Source organism: Rhodococcus sp. SMB37 (assembly GCF_004345605.1).
Taxonomy (GTDB): Bacteria; Actinomycetota; Actinomycetes; order Mycobacteriales; family Mycobacteriaceae; genus Rhodococcus.
The window spans coordinates 151,214-174,385 of the sequence record NZ_SLVY01000003.1 but is presented as its reverse complement, the minus strand read 5'-3'; the positions used below and the strand labels follow the sequence as shown (position 1 = coordinate 174,385).

26 protein-coding genes are annotated in these 23,172 nt (G+C 64.8%); 15 read left to right on the top strand and 11 right to left on the bottom strand.

Features of this window, described 5'->3' with window-relative positions; all coding sequences use genetic code 11:
- Positions 1-44: 44 nt before the first annotated feature.
- The 6 genes from EV641_RS06585 to EV641_RS06560 form a co-directional block, all read right to left on the bottom strand.
- The gene (locus tag EV641_RS06585) at positions 45-566 is read right to left on the bottom strand and encodes a hypothetical protein (protein WP_132471208.1); all 522 of its coding nucleotides are present in this window, start codon (positions 564-566) and stop codon (positions 45-47) included.
- Entirely contained in the window at positions 563-1,591 is a 1,029-nt protein-coding gene (locus EV641_RS06580) for a zinc-binding alcohol dehydrogenase family protein (RefSeq protein ID WP_132471366.1), read from the bottom strand. Before EV641_RS06580 ends, EV641_RS06585 begins: the two co-directional genes overlap by 4 nt.
- Positions 1,592-1,717: 126 nt before the next feature.
- Positions 1,718-2,068, bottom strand: coding sequence for a hypothetical protein (locus tag EV641_RS06575; RefSeq protein ID WP_054713146.1), 351 nt, complete (start codon positions 2,066-2,068; stop codon positions 1,718-1,720).
- Positions 2,069-2,106: 38 nt separating this feature from the next.
- On the bottom strand, positions 2,107-2,802 hold the full coding sequence (locus EV641_RS06570) for an SIMPL domain-containing protein (RefSeq protein WP_054713134.1): 696 nt from the start codon (positions 2,800-2,802) through the stop codon (positions 2,107-2,109).
- Positions 2,803-2,858: 56 nt separating this feature from the next.
- Positions 2,859-3,362, bottom strand: a complete 504-nt coding sequence (locus EV641_RS06565) for a hypothetical protein (RefSeq protein ID WP_054713135.1) — start codon at positions 3,360-3,362, stop codon at positions 2,859-2,861.
- A 105-nt stretch (positions 3,363-3,467) separates the two neighbouring features.
- Positions 3,468-4,991 (bottom strand): MDR family MFS transporter, encoded by a 1,524-nt coding sequence (locus EV641_RS06560; RefSeq protein ID WP_132471207.1) that lies wholly within the window; start codon positions 4,989-4,991, stop codon positions 3,468-3,470.
- A 209-nt stretch (positions 4,992-5,200) separates the two neighbouring features.
- Between EV641_RS06560 and EV641_RS06555 the strand changes: the two genes are divergently transcribed.
- Positions 5,201-6,232 carry a TIGR03617 family F420-dependent LLM class oxidoreductase gene (locus EV641_RS06555; RefSeq protein ID WP_054713147.1) on the top strand — a complete coding sequence of 344 codons (1,032 nt, stop codon included), beginning with the start codon at positions 5,201-5,203 and terminating at the stop codon, positions 6,230-6,232.
- 98 nt (positions 6,233-6,330) lie between these two features.
- Here the strand turns inward: EV641_RS06555 and EV641_RS06550 are convergent, their stop codons facing one another.
- Positions 6,331-6,876, bottom strand: a complete 546-nt coding sequence (locus tag EV641_RS06550; protein WP_132471206.1) for a helix-turn-helix domain-containing protein — start codon at positions 6,874-6,876, stop codon at positions 6,331-6,333.
- A gap of 81 nt (positions 6,877-6,957) precedes the next feature.
- Here EV641_RS06550 and EV641_RS06545 point away from each other — a divergent pair, with 81 nt between their 5' ends.
- Genes EV641_RS06545 through EV641_RS06535 form a run of 3 tightly spaced genes read left to right on the top strand, consistent with a single transcriptional unit; the run spans position 6,958 to position 8,833 of the window.
- The gene (locus EV641_RS06545) at positions 6,958-7,323 is read left to right on the top strand and encodes a hypothetical protein (protein ID WP_054713137.1); all 366 of its coding nucleotides are present in this window, start codon (positions 6,958-6,960) and stop codon (positions 7,321-7,323) included.
- Positions 7,320-8,039, top strand: coding sequence for an ATP-binding cassette domain-containing protein (locus EV641_RS06540; protein ID WP_054713138.1), 720 nt, complete (start codon positions 7,320-7,322; stop codon positions 8,037-8,039). Before EV641_RS06545 ends, EV641_RS06540 begins: the two co-directional genes overlap by 4 nt.
- Complete coding sequence (locus tag EV641_RS06535) at positions 8,036-8,833, top strand: ABC transporter permease (protein WP_132471205.1); 798 nt, start codon at positions 8,036-8,038, stop codon at positions 8,831-8,833. The genes EV641_RS06540 and EV641_RS06535 overlap by 4 nt, the downstream gene beginning before the upstream one ends.
- A 3-nt stretch (positions 8,834-8,836) precedes the next feature.
- Here the strand turns inward: EV641_RS06535 and EV641_RS06530 are convergent, their stop codons facing one another.
- On the bottom strand, positions 8,837-9,511 hold the full coding sequence (locus EV641_RS06530) for a maleylpyruvate isomerase family mycothiol-dependent enzyme (RefSeq protein WP_132471204.1): 675 nt from the start codon (positions 9,509-9,511) through the stop codon (positions 8,837-8,839).
- A gap of 107 nt (positions 9,512-9,618) precedes the next feature.
- Here EV641_RS06530 and EV641_RS06525 point away from each other — a divergent pair, with 107 nt between their 5' ends.
- The 5 genes from EV641_RS06525 to EV641_RS06505 all read left to right on the top strand — a co-directional run bounded on the left by EV641_RS06525 (position 9,619) and on the right by EV641_RS06505 (position 13,216).
- Entirely contained in the window at positions 9,619-10,023 is a 405-nt protein-coding gene (locus EV641_RS06525) for a MarR family transcriptional regulator (protein ID WP_054713148.1), read from the top strand.
- 233 nt (positions 10,024-10,256) lie between these two features.
- Entirely contained in the window at positions 10,257-10,691 is a 435-nt protein-coding gene (locus EV641_RS06520; protein WP_132471203.1) for a serine/threonine protein kinase, read from the top strand.
- Between the two features lie 86 nt (positions 10,692-10,777).
- Entirely contained in the window at positions 10,778-11,341 is a 564-nt protein-coding gene (locus EV641_RS06515) for a dihydrofolate reductase family protein (RefSeq protein ID WP_054805757.1), read from the top strand.
- A gap of 144 nt (positions 11,342-11,485) precedes the next feature.
- Positions 11,486-12,271: a bifunctional 2-polyprenyl-6-hydroxyphenol methylase/3-demethylubiquinol 3-O-methyltransferase UbiG gene (ubiG, locus tag EV641_RS06510; protein ID WP_132471202.1), complete on the top strand. Its 786-nt coding sequence runs from the start codon at positions 11,486-11,488 to the stop codon at positions 12,269-12,271.
- Between the two features lie 66 nt (positions 12,272-12,337).
- Positions 12,338-13,216: a rhodanese-like domain-containing protein gene (locus EV641_RS06505; protein ID WP_132471201.1), complete on the top strand. Its 879-nt coding sequence runs from the start codon at positions 12,338-12,340 to the stop codon at positions 13,214-13,216.
- A gap of 58 nt (positions 13,217-13,274) precedes the next feature.
- Here EV641_RS06505 and EV641_RS06500 read toward each other — a convergent pair whose 3' ends face one another.
- The gene (locus EV641_RS06500) at positions 13,275-14,396 is read right to left on the bottom strand and encodes a DNA alkylation repair protein (RefSeq protein ID WP_132471200.1); all 1,122 of its coding nucleotides are present in this window, start codon (positions 14,394-14,396) and stop codon (positions 13,275-13,277) included.
- A 128-nt stretch (positions 14,397-14,524) separates the two neighbouring features.
- Positions 14,525-15,751, bottom strand: a complete 1,227-nt coding sequence (locus EV641_RS06495) for an oxygenase MpaB family protein (RefSeq protein WP_054805755.1) — start codon at positions 15,749-15,751, stop codon at positions 14,525-14,527.
- A gap of 150 nt (positions 15,752-15,901) precedes the next feature.
- Between EV641_RS06495 and EV641_RS06490 the strand changes: the two genes are divergently transcribed.
- Positions 15,902-16,564, top strand: a complete 663-nt coding sequence (locus tag EV641_RS06490; RefSeq protein ID WP_241996888.1) for a TetR/AcrR family transcriptional regulator — start codon at positions 15,902-15,904, stop codon at positions 16,562-16,564.
- 1 nt (position 16,565) lies between these two features.
- On the opposite strand, the gene EV641_RS06485 is transcribed toward EV641_RS06490, so the two are convergent.
- On the bottom strand, positions 16,566-18,176 hold the full coding sequence (locus EV641_RS06485; protein WP_241996886.1) for an FAD-dependent oxidoreductase: 1,611 nt from the start codon (positions 18,174-18,176) through the stop codon (positions 16,566-16,568).
- Between the two features lie 129 nt (positions 18,177-18,305).
- Between EV641_RS06485 and EV641_RS06480 the strand changes: the two genes are divergently transcribed.
- The 5 genes from EV641_RS06480 to EV641_RS06460 all read left to right on the top strand — a co-directional run bounded on the left by EV641_RS06480 (position 18,306) and on the right by EV641_RS06460 (position 23,138).
- Complete coding sequence (locus tag EV641_RS06480; RefSeq protein ID WP_132471199.1) at positions 18,306-19,073, top strand: AraC family transcriptional regulator; 768 nt, start codon at positions 18,306-18,308, stop codon at positions 19,071-19,073.
- 147 nt (positions 19,074-19,220) lie between these two features.
- Positions 19,221-20,249 (top strand): iron-siderophore ABC transporter substrate-binding protein, encoded by a 1,029-nt coding sequence (locus EV641_RS06475; protein WP_054713145.1) that lies wholly within the window; start codon positions 19,221-19,223, stop codon positions 20,247-20,249.
- Positions 20,250-20,323: 74 nt separating this feature from the next.
- Positions 20,324-21,289 (top strand): iron ABC transporter permease, encoded by a 966-nt coding sequence (locus tag EV641_RS06470; protein ID WP_132471365.1) that lies wholly within the window; start codon positions 20,324-20,326, stop codon positions 21,287-21,289.
- Positions 21,286-22,338 (top strand): iron chelate uptake ABC transporter family permease subunit, encoded by a 1,053-nt coding sequence (locus EV641_RS06465; RefSeq protein WP_054719748.1) that lies wholly within the window; start codon positions 21,286-21,288, stop codon positions 22,336-22,338. The genes EV641_RS06470 and EV641_RS06465 overlap by 4 nt, the downstream gene beginning before the upstream one ends.
- Entirely contained in the window at positions 22,335-23,138 is an 804-nt protein-coding gene (locus tag EV641_RS06460) for an ABC transporter ATP-binding protein (RefSeq protein WP_132471198.1), read from the top strand. The genes EV641_RS06465 and EV641_RS06460 overlap by 4 nt, the downstream gene beginning before the upstream one ends.
- The last annotated feature ends 34 nt before the right edge of the window (positions 23,139-23,172 follow it).

The following is a 23,172-nucleotide window of genomic DNA, read 5'->3' as shown; positions in this document are numbered from 1 at the left end:
GAAGTCCTCGTGTTCGCACGGGAGGGGAAGCGTTAGAGGACTGTTCATGTGCGCGGCCGGGTCGCGAGGTGCCCGGTTGCTCGCGCGGCCAGCGCGAATCCGATCAGAGCCAGGTCTGTTGCTCGATGACCTCGGAAGTCACGCCGATTCGAGCATTGCTGTTCCAGCGCGCTCTGAGGTATCGGGTAGTACTTGGTCGCTGGGTTTCCTCCCGCGATTGTCAGTTCATCGGCCGACAGCGGATCGACGACGGATCCACACTCGACTGTCCGCGGCCCGACACTGTCGACCGGGATGGAGAAGGTCGACAAGAATGCAACACCGCTCACTCCCAGGGACATAGCTGCGAAGAAACCGCAGGTAGCACCGAACAGGACCGCGTACCGACCACCGTGGTGTCGCTTCCACCACAGGTGGATGAGCGCCGCTGACGCTGCGAGGTAGATCAACTCTTTCCACCAGCCGAGAAGCCCGAGCCAGTACGCGAATACGGCCGTGATGATCCAGAAGGCCGCGGTGAGCCACTTCGTGCGTGAACGTGTGTCCGGCGGATCCTCCAGCGTCATCGTGCGATTGTCGCTCCGAATTCGCGGTCGGGTACCAGAACGGCAGCGCCGCGGACACGATCGTCGGCGAGATCCGTCAATGCTCGGTCCGCATCCGACAGACGGTAGCGCATCGTGCTCACCTGGATCCGATGCTCTCCGGCGAAGCGCAGGAAGGTGCGCGCGTCGTCGCGTGTATTGGCTGTCACCGAGCGGATCTCCCGCTCGTAGAACAGATGCCGCTGGTAATTCAGCGGAGGGACGTCGGTCATGTGGATGCCGGCGAGTGAGAGGATGCCACCGCGGTCGAGTGCCTCGAGTGCGGTCGGAATCAGATCTCCGACCGGAGCGAACACAATGGCGGCGTCGAGTGGGACGGGCGGCTTGTCGGCCGAGCCCTGCACGGACTCTGCGCCGAGTTCCTCGGCGAGCGCGCGGGCGTCGGCGCTCCTGGTCATGACATGAACCGACACGCCCCGATACATCGCCACCTGCGCCGCAATATGGGCGCTACCACCGAAGCCGTAGATGCCCAGGCGTCCGCCTTCTGGAACGGCCGCGCGCTCCAATGCGCGGAACCCGATGATGCCGGCACACAACAAAGGTGCAAGTTCGACGTCGTCGTAGCCCTCCGGGAGAGGAAGTGCGAACTCTGCAGGCACGGTGACGAATTCGGCGTACCCGCCGTCGTCGTCCCACCCGGTGTATCGCGAATGAGGGCAAAGGTTCTCGCGTCCGCGCAGGCAATACCGACACTGGCCGCAGGTGTACCGGAGCCATGCGACACCGACGCGGTCGCCAGGTGAGAACCCGCTGACCGCAGCGCCCGTCCGGTGCACGGTGCCTACGACTTCGTGTCCGGGCACCACATTGTGCCGATGGACGGGCAAGTCGCCTTCCGATACGTGCAGGTCGGTCCTGCACACCCCGCAGGCCTGAACTTTGATCAGTAACTCGTCCGGACTCACCGTGGGGATCGGGCCGGTTTCGAAGACCAGCGGTTGCTCGTGGATCGGTCGCGGGTCTGCTACCCGCCACGCCATCATCGTCTCGTTCGAGTTCACGGCGACTCCCGGTTTCTGCTGCCTGCTCAACTGTAGGCCAGGTGTCGCCGTTCGAGACTTCAGTTCGGTGGGATCTTGCCCGCAGGGCGAACTCCAACCCACCAAAGATCATGCGGAGTCGAGCTCGAGGACCACCTCGACGTTACCGCGGTCGTCGCGGTGTGCGACGGCATGGCCTGTTCGCTCTTCGTCGAACTGAATGCTCATGGGCGCTCCGTCGCCGAGGAAGTTGCGCCACCACGACTTCTGGTCGGGCATCGCGACACCGATTTTCACGGTGTCGCCCGAGATACGGTAGCCGACCGGAAGTGTGATCACCCGGCCGGATTTGCGACCGACATACGTGATGGGTGCGACGTAGTTACGGATGCGGCTGCCGATGACCGGGAGGTCGGCGGCGGCCATGATGACTGCGTTGAAAGGTCCCGCGAAGCGCAGGATCGAACTGCTGAGTGACATGTGTTCCTCCCGAAACCACGGTACGGACTTCTCCCGCGTCATGATGCCTCGAAGCGCGCTTCCACGTCGGCACTGAGAGTGATGCGGTCGGGTTCGAGGACGAAACCGCTGCCGCTCTCCTCGGACGCCGATGCCATGTCGGAACGCATCGCGTGCATCATGGGCGCACCCGCTGCGCGCGGACTCGGACCCGGTTGAAGTCCAAGCATTCCCGGATCGGCGATGGCGACCGCTCGGAAGTCGCTGTAACCCAGGCTCTTCGTGTAGCCCTTGGCCTTGGCGAGGGCATTGCCGACCGCAAGGTCGCGTACCTCCGCGATCCGCTTCTCCCGAGTCTTGCGGGTGATCCACCAGCGCAGGTCGGTGATTGCGACGGCCTCGATCTCCGAGACGGTGTCGACGAACCCGCTGACCGCGTCGAATTCGTGGAACGTAACCGTGAGCGACGCAGACGACGTGTACCGCCACGGCCGGGTCTTGCCCTCGTTGCTGTACGGGCGGTGGCGACTGTGCCGAACCTGGTCGAAGGTCCATCGTCTGACGGGGGTGTCGTCGCGTTCGCGTAGTTCGGTGACGAGGCCGGTCAGCGTGGTGATCGCGGAAGTGACGGGATCGGCGGCGTGCTCGCGCGTCGTGCCGTCGGCGTGCACGCGGAGCACGACCGTGCACCGGTTGGGTGCGAACTCGCGTTCGGCGTGGCCGGTGACAGTGATGGTGACGGGGCGATCGCTCATGGAGGCGAGTGTGCCAGCTCGATAGGGCCTGTTGGGAGAACCCAGGGCTCCCCTCCTTACTCGAGCGATTCGATGGGTCGGTCGGTGACCAGCGCGGTGAGGATCATCGGGGCATCGCCGTCGCACTGATTGAGAGAGACCGCGACCCATCGGGAATGCGACGCAGTGACCGGTCCCCAGACGTTGAGGTCGCCGAGGCAGTCCATGGCGACCAGGGTGCGGAAGGGCTCTGCGGTGGGCGGATTCCACAGAGCCGGACCCATCGTCACCGTGCGGTGCGGCCCCCATCTGCGGTCCAACTCCGCAACCAACGCTGAGAGATGACCTTCCGCCATGTCCTCGACGTCGTTCCATTCGGGTTGGTACACGCCGACGAGGTCGTCGCTTTCCCAGAGGGGAAACAACATGAAGCCGTCACCCCGTGTGGACGTCCATTCGCCGGTGGCCGGTTCGCCCGCATCGGTGGTCGGCCCGGATGCGGGGAGGGGAACGAGCAGGGCTGTCTCTACATCCGACGCGGACCGATCCGGATCGAAGGTCTCACCTGCGCGGGCCGTCATCGGGCACACCTGTTCAGTCGACGTTCGCTCATGGGGCGAGTGTGCCAGCAGGATATGACAACTGTGATCACGCGTCGTCGACCGTGAAATCAGTTCGGAGAGGTTCTATTCCTTCTTGCCTACCGTCTGCGGCGCTTCTCGGCGGTCACGAGCTGCGTGGCGGGGCAGGAAGGATGCGGGGATGAGGATCAGGGCCGTGAGCGCGAAGGCGATCCAGAACGCATATCCGAACGAATCGGACAGGGCCGGGCCGACCACCGCCATGGCTTCGGGTGGGAGCGAACTGATCTGGTCGGCCCCGTTGCCCGTCGTCTCGACGCCTTGGGAGCTCAGCTGGTCGGTGAGCCGCTGCGTCAGCGCCGTCACGAGCAAGGCGCTTCCCAGCGACGCCCCGACCTGCTGAATAGCCGACAACGTCGGTGCTGCCCGCGATATCACGTCCTTGTCCAGCTCGGTGTAGGCGGCGGAGATCGTCGGCATCATCACTGCTCCGAGACCCATGCCGCGAACGAACAGGGCTGCGCTGAGCCAGAGGTAGGAGGAGTCGACTCCCACTTGGGTGAACGGCACGGTGCCGAGAAGCGCGAGCACGACGCCGACGGGGACGACGTAGCCCGCGCCGATGCGGTCGGTGAGCCTGCCTCCGATGACGATTGCGACGATGGCGCCGAGGCCCTGGGGTGCGAGCAGCAGACCGGCGTTGAGTGCGCCTTCACCGCGGACGGTCTGGTAGTACAGCGGAAGCAGCAGCATGCCGCCGAACATTCCGATGGCGACGAGGAAGACCGCGACGGTTCCGCTGGCGAACAGCCGGTTGGTGAGCAGACGAACGTCGATGATCGACCCGGTGCCTTTGTTCAGACTGTGCCAGGTGTAGAGAGCCAAGCCGGCAGCGCCCCCGATGAGCCATCCGAGCACGTTCCACTCACTGAATCCGCCGTGGGAACTTGCACGGGAGAGCCCGTAGAGCAGACACACCAGGCTTCCGGAGAGCAGGACGAGACCGCGCAGGTCGAGACGCCCGAATTCGGGCAGGGCACCGCCGCTCGGTAGCTTCCACACCGCGAGTGTGAGCGCGAGGGCGCCGACGGGGACGTTGACGAGGAAGATCCAGTGCCAACTCGCGTATTCGACGAGCAGGCCGCCGATCACTGGCCCGAACACCGGACCCAACAGCATAGGAACGCCGAGGATGCTCATCGCGCGTCCGAGGCGTTCCGGGCCCGCGGCCCTCGTGATGATGGCCTGACCGGCGGGAAGCAGCATGCCGCCGCCCAACCCCTGGATCACGCGGAAGGCGATCAGGCTGTCGATCGACCACGCGGCCGCGCACAGGGCGGAACCGGCCATGAACAGACCCACTGCTGTAATCCAGGTCGGTTTCGGCCCGAACCGATCCATGGCCCAGCCGGAGAGTGGGATGACCAGGGCCACGGCGAGCAGGTAGCCGGTGACGACCCATTGGGTGGTGGACAACGGCGCGTCGAGCTCCCTGCTCAACGAGTCGAGGGCCACGTTCACGATGGTGGTGTCGAGAACCACCATGATCATGCCGGACACGACGACGAGCCCGGTGACGATGACGTCGCGGTCGAGCTTGTCCGAGCGACGATCGGTGGAAGGTTCCATGTTCGGCTCCCGGTCGGTAGGGGAGTTCATCCGCCACTACGATGCTGGGCGCGGTTCGGGGTGCGGTCAATACCGAAACACCGAGTGCTGCTGAGGGGAGCGAAACGGTTCTTCGTTATCGACTTCGGGAAGGTTCCGGGTCGGTGCCCTTAGCGATCGCTATACTCGTCCGAAGTTCTGGCCGTGATGGTGTGATCGCAGGAGTGTGCATGAAGGTCGTACTACCGTTGGCTTCCCGGACCGGCGCGCTCGCCGACGTTGCAGACATGGCACGCCAGGCCGAGGAGAGCGGCTTCGACGGGGTGTCGTTCAGCGAGGTCGTCTCGGATCCGATCCTGCATCTGACGATCGCTGCCGGCGCGACCGAGCGTGTGGACCTGCTGACGAACATCGTCGTGGCATTCGCGCGGTCTCCGATGACGCTTGCGGTGCAGGGGCGGGCTCTGCAGGACTACAGCGGCGGTCGACTGACCCTCGGTCTCGGCAGTCAGATCAAACCGCACATCGAGAAGCGCTTCTCGATGCCGTGGAGCGCGCCGGCGGCACGGATGGCCGAGTTCGTCTCCGCGATGCGAGCGATCTGGGATTCATGGGCCACCGGCGCGAAGCTGGACTTCCGCGGCGACTTCTACACGCACACCCTCATGACCCCCATGTTCACGCCGCTGAGCGAGCAGCCTGCACCCGAAGTTCTCCTCGCTGCGGTCGGCGAGAAGATGACGGAGACGGCCGGTCGTGTCGCTGACGGAATCCTGTTGCATCCCTTCACTACCGAGCAATACGTGCGGGAGGTGACGTTGCCGGCGCTGGCCCGGGGTCGCACTGCGTCCGGTGCGCCGGAAGGTGACCCCGAGATCATTGCATCCGGATTCATCGTCACCGGAAACACGGACGAGGAACTCGCGACGTCCAAGGCGGCGGTGCGGCGGCAGATCGCGTTCTACGGCTCGACGCCCGCCTACCGCCCCGTTCTCGACCTGCACGGACTCGGCGATCTGGGCGACGAACTCAACCGGCTCTCCAAGACCGCAGACGACGGCAAGTGGGCTACCATGGCCGACCTGATCGACGACGGCATCCTTGCGTTGTTCGCGGCGGAGGGCGCTCCGGCCGAGGCGGCGAATATGCTGTTCGGCCGCTTGGGTGATATCGCAACCCGCTACACGATCAACAATGTCGGTGTGCAGACTCCGGAGTTGCAGCGCGAGGTGGCGGGTCTTCTACAGGCCGTCGACTCGTAGATCATGCAGATGTGGTTGGTTCGACTGCACATAACGACGTCGAACCAACCAGATCTGCATTGCGTGACCCGGACGATGCATCGCGCCCGGAGCCGTATTCACGTATCCGAATCAGCTGGGGGAGAAGGGATCACTGCAGTGGTCAGCGTAATGCGCACGGAGCCGTTGTCGCGATCCGTCCGATAAGGCTCGAGGAGTTCGGCGAGTTTCGTCTGGATTTCCATGAGATCTTCGGTGGTGACGTAGAGCGGTGTCGTGCCGAATCCCAGGTAGTTCCTGAGGTGCCGATCTCCCGCGTCGATGAACTTGTCGAATCCTTCGCCGACGGTGCCGAGAAATGACAGAAAAGCGTTGCGGAGTTCCGCATCGCTCATCGCGTCGAGGTCGTCCTGCCCGACGTGGGCCATGCGCTCACCGAGAGCGAGGGTTCGTTCGATGGTGCCGCGCACTCGTCGTTCGTCCACGACGGTGACGATCTGCGCCGCGATCAGGGCGGCTATATGCCGGTACAGCGTGGCCTGGGTGATGTCCGGCAGTTCCTCGCGGAGCGCTGCGGTGGTCAGCTGTCGACCGCCGAGCTGTTGGACGATCCGTAGTCGGACCGGATGCAGCACGATGTCGGCAATCGACGGTTCGCTGTCCATGGGCCCCTTCCTCCATTGTTCTCACTCTGATAATGTTCTCACTATCGAATTGATACTACCGCTGACGGAAGGGCTGACGCCGTGGCCGAGTTGAAGCGCAGTGAAACTGATCTGAACGTGACCTTCACCTGGTGGGAAGCTCTGCTGGTCCGTCGTACCGAGTTGGTGATTCCTCGGTCTTCGATCGCCCGCGTCGATGTGCTACCGGGATGGACATCCGAGATACTCGGCTTTCGAAATGGCCTCGTCATCTCGAAGTTCCTCAAGGTCGGCACATTCACGCATCCTCGTGGCATCACACGTCTCGTCGTCATGAGACGAGGAGAACCGTTGCTGCGCATCGTGCTTCGAGGGCAGACGGCTGGCGATGAATTCGACGAGCTGCTCATCAGCGCCTCGAACGCGAACGACATCGGCGGGGTGCTCCAGCAGGTACAGCAGTCATGACCGGCGTCGCCATCCACGTCGAGAACCTCACCAAACGGTTCGGCGCGCTCGATGCTGTTGTCGGCGCGACTTTCACTGCCGGTCCCGGCCGCGTGACAGGATTCCTCGGCCCCAACGGCGCCGGCAAATCCACAACCCTACGTATGCTCCTCGGTCTGATCAGACCCGATGCGGGCACTGCCCTGTTCGACGGGGTTCCGTACAGGGGTCTGGCGTTTCCTGCCGGCACGGTCGGTGCTGTTCTCGACATCGCAGCGGCGCACCCCGCGACCACGGCCCGCGCGCACCTGCGCACCTGCTGTGCGCTCGGCGGTCACCCGCCGGAACGAGTCGGCAAGGTGATCGAACTGGTAGAACTCGACCGGTTCGCCGACCGTCGCGTCGGCGGCTACTCGACGGGGATGCGACAGCGCCTCGCCCTGGCCACCGCGCTTCTCGGCAACCCCGAGACGTTGGTCCTCGACGAACCGTCGAATGGGCTCGATCCCTCGGGAATCGTGTGGCTGCGCAGCTTTCTTCGCGAGTTCGCGGCGAGTGGCGGAACGGTGTTGATCTCCAGTCACGCGCTCTCCGAACTGCAGAACACGATCGACGACGTGGTGCTCCTGGACCGCGGACGCATCGCTTGGACGGGCGAACTCTCCGAACTCGTCGCCACCGGGAACACCCTCGAAGAGGCCTTCCTCAGTCTCACGACCCGTGTAGGTGTGAAATGAAGAACGCAGTCCGTGGTGAATTCATCCGACTGTTCTCCACGCGCCTGCCCGTGTGGGCGATCGTCGCGGCAGTGCTGTCCGGTGCCGGACTCACCGGCGTTCTCGGCCTGGTCGGACCGGAGAACGCGTCGCCGCCGATGCCCGGCCTCGATACGCCGCAGGGCGTCGCGATCGCCGTGGGACTCACCGGTCTGTTGCTGTTCGTGCCCGCGCTGTTCGGGACGATTGCAGTCACGGGCGAGTACCGCCACAAGACGATCGGCACGACGTTCCTCGCGGTACCGCGGCGAGGTGCAGTGCTCGGGGCAAAACTGTTCGTCTACAGCGTCTTCGGTCTCTTCTACGGACTGTTGATGGCGTTGTCGTCGGCGCTTGCTCTGTGGTCTGTCACGGCTGTGAGGGGAATCGAGCTCGGTGCGTCGGCGGGCGACCTTGCGACGATTCTCTCCCGCGTGGCCCTGGCTGCGGCGATCTACACGTTGCTGGGTGTCGGGATCGGCGCGCTCGTGCGCAGTCAACTCGTCGCTGTCGGGATTGTGCTCGGATACTTCTACTTCCTCGAACCCGTGCTCATGATCCTGCCCGGCTTGAACACGCTCTACCCGTTCATGCCGGGAGGGGCGACGGCGGCGTTGACGGACTTCACGTTCCTCAGCGACACGGTGTCGGGGGAGATGTCGTTGGGGGCCACGACTTTGCTGACCCCGATGCTCGGCGCGCTCGTTCTGGTGACGTACGCGGCCGTGGCCTCGGCGGCGGCGATCGTGGCTCCGCTGCGGCGTGATCTGGTGTGAAACTCACTCAGGGGGTGTCTGTGGCGGATTCGAGGTCGCCTGGGGAATTGCTGCGAGCCCGTCGCCGGAGAGTTGACCGAGGCCGATGTCTCGGCCGGCCAGAATCAGGAGCAGGGTCGCCATCGGGGCGCGGATCTCCGGCCCGGTGCCCGTCGACCAGTCGACGTCGGTCGCGCGCAGGTGCGATCCGCTGAATCGGCTTTGCTGGAATACCCTCGACTTCCAACCTTTGCCATAGGACAGGACGTAGGTCGCGGCTTCAGCGGCGGCCTCGGGTGATATTCGCAGCGTTCGGCCGAGTGGAATCGCGATGTCCTGTCCGTGGACGAGGATGTCGATGAGAGGTTCGCGGGGAGTGAGTCCGATGTTGTGCTTCCGGGATCCGATCATCGCGCGAATCTCGCGGACAAGTCGGTCGGTCGGTGTTGCTGCTTTCCGTTTCGCGGAATAGTGGATCACCGCGTTCATGCCCCCCGGGTGTCGGAGCACGAAGGGAAGCATGGTGATCGCTTGGCGAACGTCGATCTGCTGCAACGTCAGATGCGCCGCAACGTCGCGCACCGTCCATCCGTCGCACAGTGAATTCTGTTGCCACTCCTCGTCGCGGAGCATCTCGAGTAGATCAGCGGTACGGGTGCGGTGGTCGTCGATCGCTACCCAGACGTCGTCGATGTTCATGGTCGATCCCGGTAATATCAGTTCGAAGTTGGGACTAATATTAGTCCCAACTTCGAATCAATGGCAAGGGGAGGGTCGTCGTGGACGAACCGCACATCGCCGTCTTGATGTTCACCGCACACCGCAGTGCAGAGAGGCGCGTGTTCGACGCCGTTCGCAATGCCGGGTTTGCGGGGATCACCCTGGCCCAGGCTCGCATCGCGGCGCGCATCGGCCCCGATGGGACACGGCTCTCCGAGCTCGCCGAGCAAGCCCTGGTGTCGAAGCAGACTGCAACGCACCTCGTCGACCAGCTGGAAAGGGCGGGGTATGTCGAACGTGTCGTCGACCCTAGCGACGCTCGCGCCCGCCTCGTCCGCATGTCGCCGCGTGGCGCGGAGGTGATCGCGGTTGCGCGCGCTGAAGAGGCGCGGATCGATGAAGAGTGGACGAAACACCTCGGCGGTCCCCGCATGCGCGAGCTGCGGGATTCGCTCACCCTGCTCCGTGAGATCACCGACCCTCACGCGTGACCCGGCGAGCCTGGTGATCACCACCACGGAATCGGCCCGAATGTGTGGCGATCCATGCTCATGTAGTTCGAACGATGGACACCGTCAGCCGTCCGAACCGTGCAACGTACAGACTGTCGGCTACGTCGGCTGACCTTGTGCGGTGCTTGCCGTAATGAGCTCGACGGCTTGTATGTGCAGGTCGGTGGTGTGAAAGGCCCGAGAAGTAAATGGAGAAGAACTCGAATTCCACGATGCCGTTGATTGCTGCGGCAGTCGTCTTCGTCGGACTCGCCGCAATCGGACTCTTTCTGATCTGGCCGCAGCTCGACAACGACAGCGAAGCGACGACGGCGACGTCGACCGCCGCCGTCGCGGTATCCGAAACCACCGACCGCGTTCCTGTCGCGGGACTGGAGGGTCTGAAGCGTGTGCCGGAGGATGCGACGTCGTGCCCCAGTACATTCGGCAGCCCGGACGTGACGAGTTCCGCGGTCGCAAGCCCGGCCACGTCCTGTGAATTCGCCGAAGAGGTGCGAGGTTCCTATCTGAAGCAGCCCATGCGGTACGGGCTGGTGACGGTCGATGCGCGCAACCCGGCGATGGGCCGGACCCAGACCATGAAATGCTCGGGTAGCCCCGTGGTCACCTGCGTCGGCGGTGACGACGACGTCGTTTATCTGAACTGATCCGCGGGCTACCGAGGAGTCCGTGGTGTCACAATGTGAACGGAGCTGTTCAACGTATCGATCTCCTGGGCGGAGGCGTGACCGATATGGCTACCTACACATTCGATGTGTTCTCCACACTCGACGGATACGGATCGTCGGAAGTCTGGCCCGGTTACTGGGGCAAAGAAGGCCCCGAACTGGTCGCGGATCGCGAGAAGGTCTTCTCACCGGACAAGATCCTCGTGCTCGGCGCGACGACCTACCGGACGTGGTCGAAGCTGTCGGAAATGATCGACGATCCGAGCTTCGACTGGCTCTATGCGATGCAGAAGGTCGTTCTCTCGACCACGCTCGAAGGGCCTCTGAAGTGGCCGAACACAACCCTCATCGCTGAGGATGCACTCACCGCGGTCCCTCGTTTGAAGGCCGAATCCGACCTGCCGTTGCGCTCGCACGGAAGCATGACGATGAATCGTGCGCTCATGGCTGCTGGTCTCGTCGACCGAATCGAGGTCGTCGTCTTCCCGGTGATCACCGGCGCGAGCGGGCTCGATCCGATCTGGGCCGGCGCCGCGGACTTCGATCTCGAACTCATCGAGGCACGAACCTTCGACGGGCGCACCCAGCAATTGGTGTACGTTCCGCACCTTCACGATCACACCACGTAACCACACTGTGGGAAGTGGAGCACCGACCTGCAGTTTCCTTAATTTGTCAGGGCTCCCGTCGGTGCAGAACCGGTGGGAATCCCGGCACCGGGAGGTAGCTTGGCAGGGACAGGTCCAGGAGACGACCTTCTCGAGGATGCGCAGGTGACTCCCGTGCCCATCGACAACGATGTGTACAACCGAGTGGGCGCCACGTGGTGGGACGAAGACAATCCGCTCAACTTGCTGCACGGAAGCCTGACGCCGGGTCGGTTCGCGTACTTCCGGGAGGTGCTCACAGATCGGGTAGGCCGCGAGTACGCGGGGATGCGTGCGCTCGATGTCGGATCGGGTGGTGGATTCCTGGCGGAAGAGTTCGCGAAGGTCGGATTCTGTGTAGTGGGCGTCGACCCGTCGGCGGTATCGCTGGCCACGGCACGCGCCCACGCGGCCGAGGGCGAACTCGAGATCGAATACCTGCTCGGCATCGGTGAGAAGCTACCGGTGCGCGGCACCGAATTCGACGTCGTGTACTGCTGTGATGTGCTCGAGCACGTGACCGACCTGGATGCGGTGATCGATGAGATCGCACGGGCCCTCAAACCCGGAGGACTATTCCTGTTCGACACAATCAACCGGACCACGACCAGCAAACTCGTCGCGATCAAGATGATGCAGGAATGGCGGTGGACCCGGCTGTTCGACACCGCCATCCACGATTGGTCGATGTGCGTGAGGCCAGGCGAGCTCGTGGAAGTCATGGGACGCCACGGCCTGCAGGCCGGCGACATCGTGGGTCTCGGCCCGCGGTCGACGAATCCGCTGCGGTTACTCGACATGACGCGGGCTGCGCGAGGCCGTCTCCCGTGGGGAGAGATGAGTCGCCGGCTCGACTTCGGACGAACGAGGTTCACCGGGATCTCCTACATGGGCTATGCGGTCAGAGCATGAGCTCGGAGAGTGCTCTACTGGAGAAAGCTTCGACTGGAGCAGACACCGAGAGCAGAGGAGGGTTCGATGAGCGAACACAAGCCGCACACCGTCTCCCCGGAGTGGTTGTACGAACAGGTCGGTGACGAAGACCTGGTCGTCGTCGACGCGACCACCCACCTGACCATGCCGCCGGACGGGTCCGTGCACATCGAGCCCGGTCTCGCGACGTACCTCGAAGCCCACATCCCGGGTGCGGTGTACGCGGACCTGTTCACGGACTTCTCGGAGCACCTGGCTCCGCTGCCGTTCACCGCAGCGTCCTCCGAACGCTTCGCGGCAGCCGCGGGTGCGGTGGGGATCGGACAGGGGCGTCGGGTCGTGGTGTACGACCAGTCGTCCGGAGTCTGGGCGGCGCGCCTGTGGTGGCAGTTGAGATTCGAAGGTTTCGACGACGTCGCTGTCCTCGACGGTGGACTGCCCGCCTGGCAGGCGGCAGGGTTCCCGGTGTCGGATGAACAGGTGATCCCGCATGCGACGACCCTGACGACGAACCGCCGTCCCGAGTTGGTGCGTTCCACCGATGAGGTCGCGGGTGCTCTCGACGACGAGAACACACTCATCATCAATGCCCTCGACCCCGCGACCTATCGGGGCGAGAGCCCGTCGTACCCTCGTCGCGGCCACATTCCGGGCAGCATCAACATCCCGTTCGGCGATCTCGTCGATCCGGCGACCGGACGTCTGAAGCCGACCGACGAGTTGCGTGCAGTGTTCGAGAAGGCGGGTGTTCTCGATCCGAAGGTGCACCCGGTGACGTACTGCGGTGGCGGGATCGCCGCAGCAGGTCTTGCACATGCGCTTGCGGTGGCGGGGCGTTCCGACGTTGCGGTGTACGACGGGTCTCTGAACGCGTGGACCGCCGACGAGTCGCTGCCCCTGGTGGAAGGCCCCAATCCTCGTTGAACGACGGAGGTGTCGTGAACGCTGTGATGTGCTCGCGGGCTGACCTCGGCAGCATCGCTCACCGTGCGGAAATCCCGTTTTCCGGGAGCAGTTCGAAGGGGGCCGGGGCCGTCGCGACGCCGTTGATCTGGAGGGCGACGGCGTGCTCGCCGGGGTAGTAGCGGCGGGTGGTGATCGGCCGGAAAGAGTGTTCCCTGTCGATTGTGAATTGCTCCCCGGGGTCCAGTTCGCGGGTGGTGAGTTTGAAGACCTTCGTGCTCGAGGCGCCGTTGGCCTTGCGGTGATGGATGACGTAGTCGATCGCCAGGCGCGCCGGCTCCGTACCCGTGTTGCGGAGAGCCGCAGTGAATTGGACCGTGCCGCTCCAGGGCACTCGCGCGGCGACGATGTGAGGACCGTCGACATCGACCGATGCCGGCGCGAAGCCGAGCAGGGCAAGTGCTCCGACATTGCCGCGTTTGACGAGCGTCCGCAAGCCGTGACGAACGAGCGCCGTCGTCGTGTCGGTCGGGTCGCCGAGCCACCTGCGTGCGGTGTCGACGACGAGATCGGGATCGTCGCGGCTGAGGTCGTTCAGGTGATTGGCCACCGAGCGACGCACGTACTCACTGTCATCCCGGTAGAGGGCGTCCAGGATCGGGACGGTGATGCCGCCCCGCGACACGATCTCCGGAACCCGCACTGCCCAGGGAAGGTAGGGCCGGGTCCCTTCGGTGGCCAACCGTCTGACGTGTTCATCGGTCGACGTTGTCCACTCCGCAACGATGATGAGTGCTCGGTCGAGGTCGTGACGTAGCAGTGTCCGGATGGCGAATTCGGAGGTCAGGCGGCCGGTCAACTCCGCCAGTAGCGCCATTGCATCGCTGAATGCCGCGTCGCTGTTGTCGTGTACGGCCCTGGTGGCGACAGCGCTGGTGACCGGCCAGAGCAACCATCCACCGAAATCCGGCGTGTGGTGGTAGGCGCCGCGGACGACTGCGGCGAGGGTGGCATAGTCTCCGGGGACGTCCGCCAGCAGTGCGTCGCGCAGAAGATCGGCGCGCTCGCGCAGGGACAATCCGTCGAGTTCGTGGGCGGCGCGCGGAAGCTCCCGTAACGGCTGTTCAGGTGCGGCGTCCTGGATCGACGTCGTCAGCTGTTCGGCGACGTGTGGCCCGATGAGCTCATCAGCAAAAGGCATGCGTCCATCATCCCTGCTGGGCTGAACTTTCCTCCCCACGCACGGCATTCCACGGGTTTCGAACCAGTGGAAAGCTGTGGACGTGGGGGGAAGTTCGTGCACACCTCCGAGTGATGCTCGGGAATCGGTCAGGGGTAGTTCGGGTTGTTGAACTCCGGGATCTCGATGCTGATCGTCTGTAGTTCGGACATGTAGAGCAGAACGAACTGGCGGAGCAGTTCGTCGAACGTCCAGTACGCTTCCGGTGCCAGCGGCAGGGGAAGCAATCCTTCCCGCACCGCAATGAAAGGCCCCCACGCCACATTGAGCAGGTTGTCCCACAACAATTCCCGGGGGATGTTCAGCCAGTTGGCGATCTCGTCGCCGAGCATGAAACGCGTGAGGGCGCCCAGGATGGGCCGGCTGAGAAGCGTGAGATCGAGCCCTGCACCGAGATCGAGGAGCATGTCTGCAAGTTTGAGTCCCTCGGTGGTGGGAGCAAGAACCGGATCCAGCGATTCTCGGGCTTGGGCGTCGGCATCGTCCCACGTCGCGGGGATGTACTGGTCTTCGATCCCGAGCATGTGCGCGCTGATCTGCCAGGAGTGGAGGAAACCCTCGGACTCGTCGGCAGGGATGGGCACCTTCCACTGCTTCAGTGTGCGCATGACGGTGGTGGGCAGGCTGTGCCAGGTGACCATCATGTCGTGCTGGCTGATCGGGATGTTCTCCGGCGCAGCCTGATCCCAATGTGGTGACTGCGGGAGCAGGTGTCGTACACCGGCGTGTACCAGCCGGGTCTTCAGACCCGTCACGATCATTTCACCGTCGTCGAGATATGCGTTGCGCGAACCGATGTCGTAGCCCAGTTTCGCAGTCTTCGAGATGCGGCGCTTCATGTTGGCGCCGCCCTTCGAGTAGTACACGGCGAGGGCTTCTTTCGGGATGACGGTGCTCATCATGCCGCTGGCGAAACCGTACAGCACACCGAGATAGAGACCTCGCTTCTCGTTGAACCGCACGGCAGTGGCGAGTTTGTTCCGATCTGCCCACTCCGGCAGCTGCCGGTGGCGTTCCATGAAGTCCTTCAGGTCGGGCGGGAGTCCATCGGGCAGCGGCTGCCCGTTCTTCGTCCACGTCCGGAGAAGTTGGTTGACCCTGGGTACGTCGCCGCGGTCGAGAAGCGACGCGACCAGCGGGTCGGCTTCGGTGTCCCAGACGGTTCTCGGGTCTGCGCCGCTGCCGGTGCCCGGAATCGAGCCCGCCGGCGACCACCTCCAGGGCTGTGCGTTGGCGGGCGACGCGAGGGCGATCGCGCTGAGCGCACTCAGCGCCCCACCCGCCTGCAGGATCTTTCGTCGACTGAAGTCTGCCATGCCATCTACCCCCGGTGAGATGCAGAGAAACAGGGTTACAAGATTCGTTACTGCGTATCATTTTCTAGCACGGTGTGATGACGCACGTGTGCAGTTTTGTGAAATTGCAGTATCGCGCGGCGTGTAATCTCGGATGCCCAGGAGGTGATCGTGGATTCTCGGCCACACGCCCGGATGTCGACTTCGGAGTCCCTGCTCGAGCGCGCGTTGCTCGAGGCTGTCGAACGCGCAGACGAAGTCGACACGGTGCGCGCACGCCTGTTGGACGCTGCCTACGAGCAGTTCTGCCGGTCGGGTATCCAACGTTCATCTATGGAGGAAGTGGCCCGACGGGCCGATCTGTCCCGGGTCACGCTTTACCGGAAATTCGAATCCAAGGACGCGCTCGTCGAGCAGGTGCTGCTTCGCGAGTTCCGTCGCTACTTCGACAGCTTCCTCGTCGAGATCCGATCGGCCCGGACCGTCAGTGAGCGCATCGTGCTGGGATTCGTGAGTTCATTGCGTGCCATCCGGACCAACCCGTTGATCGGCGGTCTTCTCGATGCAGAACCGACCTTGTTCGCGGGTTCGATGGTCAGCGACGGCCGTATGCTCGTCATCGCGCGACAGTTCGTCGCACGGCAACTTCGTCGTGAGCAGAAGGTCGGGGCGATCGCGGACACGGTCGACATCGATCTCACCGCCGAGATGATGGTGCGGATTTCGGCGTCGTTCCTGATGGTCCCCACCGCCCTCGTCGACCTCGACGACGACGACCAGCTCGCGGCGATCGCGCGGAAATTCATCGTGCCGATAGTCGAACCCGGCGGATAGCTCACGATCCGATGCGCACGATGTTCTCGAAGTAGCCGGCGAGACGGTCCATGCTCGGTTCGCTCGTGCGGAAACCCACGTATCCATCGGGTCGCACGATGACGGCTTCGGGCGCGGCAGCGAAACCGTACAGCCGTGTGACATTGCCATTTTCGTCACGCACCACTCGTCCGTCGGCGGGGTCGGCGTCGGGGGAGACGGTATAGGCGCGCACCACGTCGCCGAAGCGCTCGACTGTCGTGTCGGCGAGTGAGGCGAGAGCGGGCACGGCTGCCGCGGTCGGGGCCCACAACAACACCGTGTGCCCGGGATGACGAAGCAGGTCGTGCAGCCGCAGCGGGGTGGCAACTGTGTCCTGCCGCAGGTCGCGGGCATCGGGTGCGCGGTCGCCGGGAGCCGGACTCGAGTCGGATCGGCCGTCTACGATCGCACTGTCGCGGTAGCCGAGCAGCAGCTGGGCCTCCCGCATGATGATCGTCTCGGCGTCGCTCTCGCCGTGGCCGATGCCCTCGCGCGCGTGACGCACCGTGCGGCCCACCACTTCTTCGCCGATGGGACGACGTTCGGCGTCGTAGCTGTCGAGCAGACCGTCGGCGGCGTGTCCGCTCACGGCGAGCGCGAGCTTCCAGCCGAGGTTGTAGGCATCCTGGATGCCGGTGTTCATGCCCTGCGCGCCGGTGGGTGGATGAATGTGTGCGGCATCGCCGGCGAGGAACACGCGCTCGGTTCCGTAGCTGCCGGCGATGCGGTGGCTGATCCGGAACACCGACGACCAGAGCATGTTTCGAGCCGTGGTCGGTTCCGGAGCGAGTCGGTCCACCACGGCCTGGATGTGCCCGAGGGTGGGAGGGTGCTTTCCTTCGAGGCCGTGGGTGACGGCGCCGGCCTCGGCGGTGGTGGCCAGGTCGGGGGCGACGAACGACGACACACGATAGCGGCCGTCGCCGGGCAAGGGGATGCAGACCATCAGGTCGGAGGTCGTACCGTCCTCCTGTGTCATCGCGCGCACTCCGTACCCCGACGGTAGCGACCAGTCCAGTTCGACGTCGGCGAGCATGTACTCCTCGGGGAACGCGTCGCCCTCGAACGACACTCCCAGGCCTTTGCGGACGGCGCTGTGTGCGCCGTCGCAGCCGACGAGGTATCGGGCGGTGAGTCGCGTCGTCTCGTCGCCATCGCGGAGAGTCGCGATGACGCCGTCGGTGTTCTGCTCGTAACCGGTGAGCTCGACACCGCGGCGTACCGCCGTGCCGTGTTCGGCCAAGGCTCGTCGCAGAACGTGTTCGGTGGCGTACTGCGGCATACACGTGAACCGGTACGGCACGTCGTCGGGGAGTTCGAGGTCGAGGCGCATCACCTCGGCTCCGTTGACGAACACGATCTGCCCGTGCATCGGTGTCGAGCGGTCGAGGGCGGGCCGCACCACTCCCATTGCATCCCACACTTCGAGCGTTCGTGGCTGGATGCCCACGGCCTTCGCGTAATGCGCGGGTGTGGGCAGGCGATCGATGACGACGACGTCGATTCCGCGGCGGCGAAGCTCGAGAGCTGCCGTCAGCCCGACCGGGCCGGCGCCGACGATCAGGACGGATGTTTCGCTGTGTTCGGACACGGGTGCGCCTTTCGTAGCGAAGGGGGTCCGATCCATTGTCGCGCCGCAGGTCGTCGCACGGGTCCGAACGCGGACCGTTCGTCGCGCGCGACATACTGATCGCCGAACACCCTGGATCGAGGAGGAACCATGGAGAGTCGATCCCTGCCGATCTATGCTGCCGGGGCGATCGATGTGCCGTTCGTGATCGCGGGGATGGACGAGCTCATCGGACGCGACACTCGGTTCGAGGAGCATTCACATCCGACCCACGAGTTGTTGTGGAACGAGCGCGGCGCATCGAGTGCAACTATCGGCTCCCAGACTTGGACGATCACACCGAGCATCGGCCTGTGGATCCCGGCGGGCCGGCTGCATTGGGGCATCATGCCGACGGGAACGTGGTATCGCACTGCGCATTTCGGTATCGATCATGCACCGCTGCTGTCCGACGGCGCGGTGGCCGTCGAGATGACACCGCTGCTGCGTCTGCTGCTCGATCGCCTGACCGACGAGTCGCTGGACGGAGCGTCGAGGTCGTTGACGGAGAAGATGGTGATCGACGTGCTCGCGCCCGCTGAACACGAGCTGCTGGTGCAGGTGCCGACGTCACCCCTGCTGCGACCCATTGTCGAGGTGGTCGGCGAGGACCCCAGTGACCCGCGAACGTTGTCGGATTGGGCAGAGGAACTGGGTGTCAGCCGTCGCACCGTCACCCGCGCGTTCCGTGCGGAGACGGGGCTGAGCTTCGGGCGATGGGTGGCGGCGGTGCGCGCGCAGCGTGCGGTGATCCTTCTGGGGCACGGTCTCGAACTGGGTGAGGTCGCCGAGCGGATGGGCTACCGGTCGGTGAGCGCGTTCGGTGCGGCGTTCCGGAGAGTCACCGGTGCGACTCCCGCGACGTTCCGGGCGGGCTGATCTTCGAAGGGTGTGACCCGATCGCAACATCTGGTGGCCCGATCACGCGATTGCGTCTCGGGACGGTAAACATTAGATTTAGGCAAACCTCGCCTAATATCCGAGTCCGGATGTGGGCATCACCTGCACGAAAGCGAGTTCGTCTCCATGCGTTCAAAGCGCTTCCTGGCGGTGGCCGCGACCGCGGTCGCAGTCACACTCGGCATGTCGGCATGTAGCTCCGACTCGGAGACCACCGACACCGCCACCGCGTCCGGCGAATACCCGGTCACCATCGAGCATGCCCTCGGCACCACCACGCTCGACGCGAAGCCGGAGCGCGTCGCCACCGTCGCGTGGGCCAACCACGAGGTGCCGCTCGCACTCGGAGTCGTGCCCGTCGGTATGGCCGCCGCCAACTTCGGCGACGACGACGGCAACGGCATGCTGCCGTGGGTCGAGGAGAAGCTCGAAGAACTCGGCGGCGAGACCCCCGTGTTGTTCGACGAGACCGACGGCATCGACTTCGAAGCCGTGTCCGATACGAACCCCGACGTCATCCTCGCCGGCTACTCCGGACTGACACAGGAGGACTACGACACCCTCAGCGAGATCGCTCCCGTCGTCGCATACCCGGAAGCCCCGTGGGCGACAGCGTGGCGCGACATGATCGCGATCAACAGCGAGGGCATGGGCATGGCAGAGGAAGGCCAGGAGCTCATTGCGAGCCTCGAACAGGAAATCGCCGACACCGCGGCCGCGCATCCGGAGCTCGACGGTAAGGCGACGATGTTCCTCACCCACGTCGATACCGCCGACCTGAGCCAGGTCAGCTTCTACACCGCGAACGACACGCGCGCCGCGTTCTTCGAGGACCTCGGCATGTCCACACCGAAGAGCGTCGCCGACGCCTCTACCGGCGACGAGTTCTCACAGAAGGTCAGCGCCGAGCAGGTCGACGTGTTCGACGACGTCCAGATCATCGTGACCTACGGCGACCAGGCGCTCGTCGACTCCCTGAAGGCCGACCCGCTGCTGTCGCAGATGCCCGCCGTCGCCAACGGCGCGATCGTCTTCCTCGACGGATCCGGCCCGCTCGGTACGGCCGCGAACCCGACTCCGCTCGCCATCTCGTGGGTGCTCTCGGACTACGCCGACATGCTCGCCGAAGCAGCAGGCAAGACGAACGCGGAGTGACCTCAGTACAACAACCCCCGACGCCGGGCGCCGCACTTCCGCGACGCTCGGCTCTCGGTAACTCTGCGTGGCTCATGGTTCTACTCGGGGTGCTCGTGCTCCTCGTCATTGCGTCGGTGACCATCGGGTCGCGCGATGTGGAATGGGCCGACATCATCGCCGCGCTCGGTGGGTCGACCGACAACATCGGTCAGGGCGCCATCGCGAAACGCATCCCCAGAACCGTGCTCGCGCTACTCGTCGGAGCAGCGTTGGGTCTGGCGGGTGCGGTGATGCAGGGCATCACCAGGAATCCGCTGGCCGACCCCGGCATCCTCGGCGTCAACATGGGTGCGTCGCTCGCGGTGGTCGTGGGCATGGCGTGGTTCGGGTTGTGGACACAGACCGCGATGCTGTGGGTCGCAATTTTCGGCGCCGGGATCACCGCGGTGTTCGTCTACATGATCGGTTCGCTCGGTCGCGGTGGGGCCACGCCACTCAGGCTTGCGCTCGCCGGCGCAGCCACCGCGGCAGCACTGTCGTCGTTCATCACCGCGATCATCCTGCCGCGGAACGACATCGCCGGGAATGTGCGGTCGTGGCAGATCGGCGGTGTGGGAGGCGCGAACTTCGACGTCATCGGGCAGGCGCTGCCCTTCCTCATCGTGGGCTTCGCCATCTGCTTGCTGTCGGCGCGCAGCCTCAACTCTCTCGCTTTGGGCGACGAACTGGCTGCCGGACTCGGTGAGCGTGTCGCGCTCGCGCGCGGTCTCGCGGCGCTCGGGGCCGTGCTGCTGTGCGGTGCGGCCACCGCGATCGCGGGGCCGATCGCCTTCGTCGGACTGGTCGTACCGCACCTGTGCCGGCTGTTGATCGGCGTGGACAACAGGTGGCTGCTGCCGTTCTCCGCGCTGGTGGGAGCCGGGTTGCTCACGGCTGCCGACGTGGTCGGCCGCATCGTCGCCCGACCCAGCGAGATCGACGTCGGCATCATCACCGCGCTCATCGGCGCACCGTTCTTCGTGTACATCGTCCGACGGCAGAAACTCCGAGAACTGTGACAGCGACACTCATCACCATCAAGCCCGACGTCGACGAAGTCGCAGCGAGCCGTGTGCGTCGCGGGCGACGTCGTCGCATCGTGATCGGGATCCTCGGGGCACTCGTCGTCGCCGCATTCGTCGTGAGCCTGATGTTCGGGAAGACCTTCTATCCGCCGTCCGACATCATCCGTGTGATCCTCGGCGAGAACGTGTCGGGCGCGACGTTCACCGTCGGTCGACTCCGCCTGCCACGCGCTGTGCTTGCTGTGGTCGCGGGAGTCTGCTTCGGCCTGGGCGGCATCACGTTCCAGACGATGCTACGTAACCCGCTCGCGAGCCCCGACATCATCGGAATCAGCGCCGGAGCGAGTGCCGCGGCCGCATTCGGGATCATTGTGCTCGGGCTCGGGAGCACACAGGTGTCGATCTTCGCGATCGTCGCGGGGCTGGGTGTGGCGCTGTTGATCTATGCACTGTCGTATCGCGGTGGGGTCGCCGGTACGCGGCTGATCCTCATCGGGATCGGCATCGCGGCCATGCTCGAGAGCGTCACTTCGTACCTGCTGAGCACCGCAGCTGCATGGGACCTGCAGGAGACCATGCGATGGCTCACCGGCAGCCTCAACGGCGCCACGTGGGGCGCGACCCTGCCCGTGATCGCCGCCCTGGCGATTCTCGGTCCCATTCTGTTGGGGCAGACCCGAAACCTGTCGATGATCCAACTCGGCGACGACGCCGCTCAGGCACTCGGCGTGCGCGTCGAGCGCACCCGACTCGTGGCCATCATCGCGGCCGTCGGACTCATTGCGTTCGCCACCGCAGCTGCAGGACCTATCGCATTCGTCGCGTTCCTCTCGGGTCCGATCGCCGCGCGCATCATCGGGCAGGGCACGTCGCTGTTCGTCCCGGCCGCGCTCGTCGGCGCTCTGCTGGTGCTCGTCGCCGACTTCATCGGCCAGTACGCCTTCGGCACCCGCTACCCGGTGGGTGTCGTGACCGGTGCGCTCGGAGCGCCGTACCTCGTCTACCTGATCATTCGCTCCAACCGAGCGGGAGGCTCGCTGTGACCGCATCGCACACTCTGACGGTCGAGAACCTGAAACTCGGCTACGGGAATCGCACTGTCGTCGACTCCCTCGATCTCGACGTTCCGCCGGGGAAGATCACATGCATCGTCGGAGCCAACGCGTGCGGCAAATCGACGTTGCTGCGGTCGATGTCGCGTCTCCTGACCCCTCGCGGCGGGCACGTGCTGCTCGACGGCAAGGACGTGCACAAGCTGCCCGCGAAACAGCTCGCCCGCACCCTCGGGTTGCTGCCGCAGTCACCGATCGCGCCGGAGGGGATCGTCGTCGCCGACCTCGTCGGTCGGGGCAGGCATCCGCACCAGCGCGTCCTGTCGCGGTGGAGTCGCGAGGACGATGCGGCAGTCGCAGATGCGCTGGCCGCGACCCAGATCACCGAACTCGCCGAGCGCTCGGTCGACGAACTGTCGGGTGGGCAGCGCCAGCGGGTCTGGATCGCGATGGCGCTGGCCCAGCAGACCGACGTGCTGCTGCTCGACGAACCCACCACCTTCCTCGACGTGAGTCACCAGGTGGAGGTACTCGACCTGCTCACCGACCTCAACCGGGACCGCGGCACGACGATCGTGATGGTGCTGCACGATCTGAACCTCGCCGCCCGATACGCCGATCATCTCGTCGCGATTGCAGACGGAAGCATCTATGCGCTGGGTGATCCGGCGGACGTGCTCACCAGCGAGACCGTCGCCGCGGTGTTCGGGCTCGACAGCCGTGTGATCCCCGACCCTGTCTCCGGTAAGCCGATGGTGCTGCCGGTCGGGCGACATCACATCACGGTGTGAGGTCTTTAGCATCACGCTGATTTCAGACGTGGTG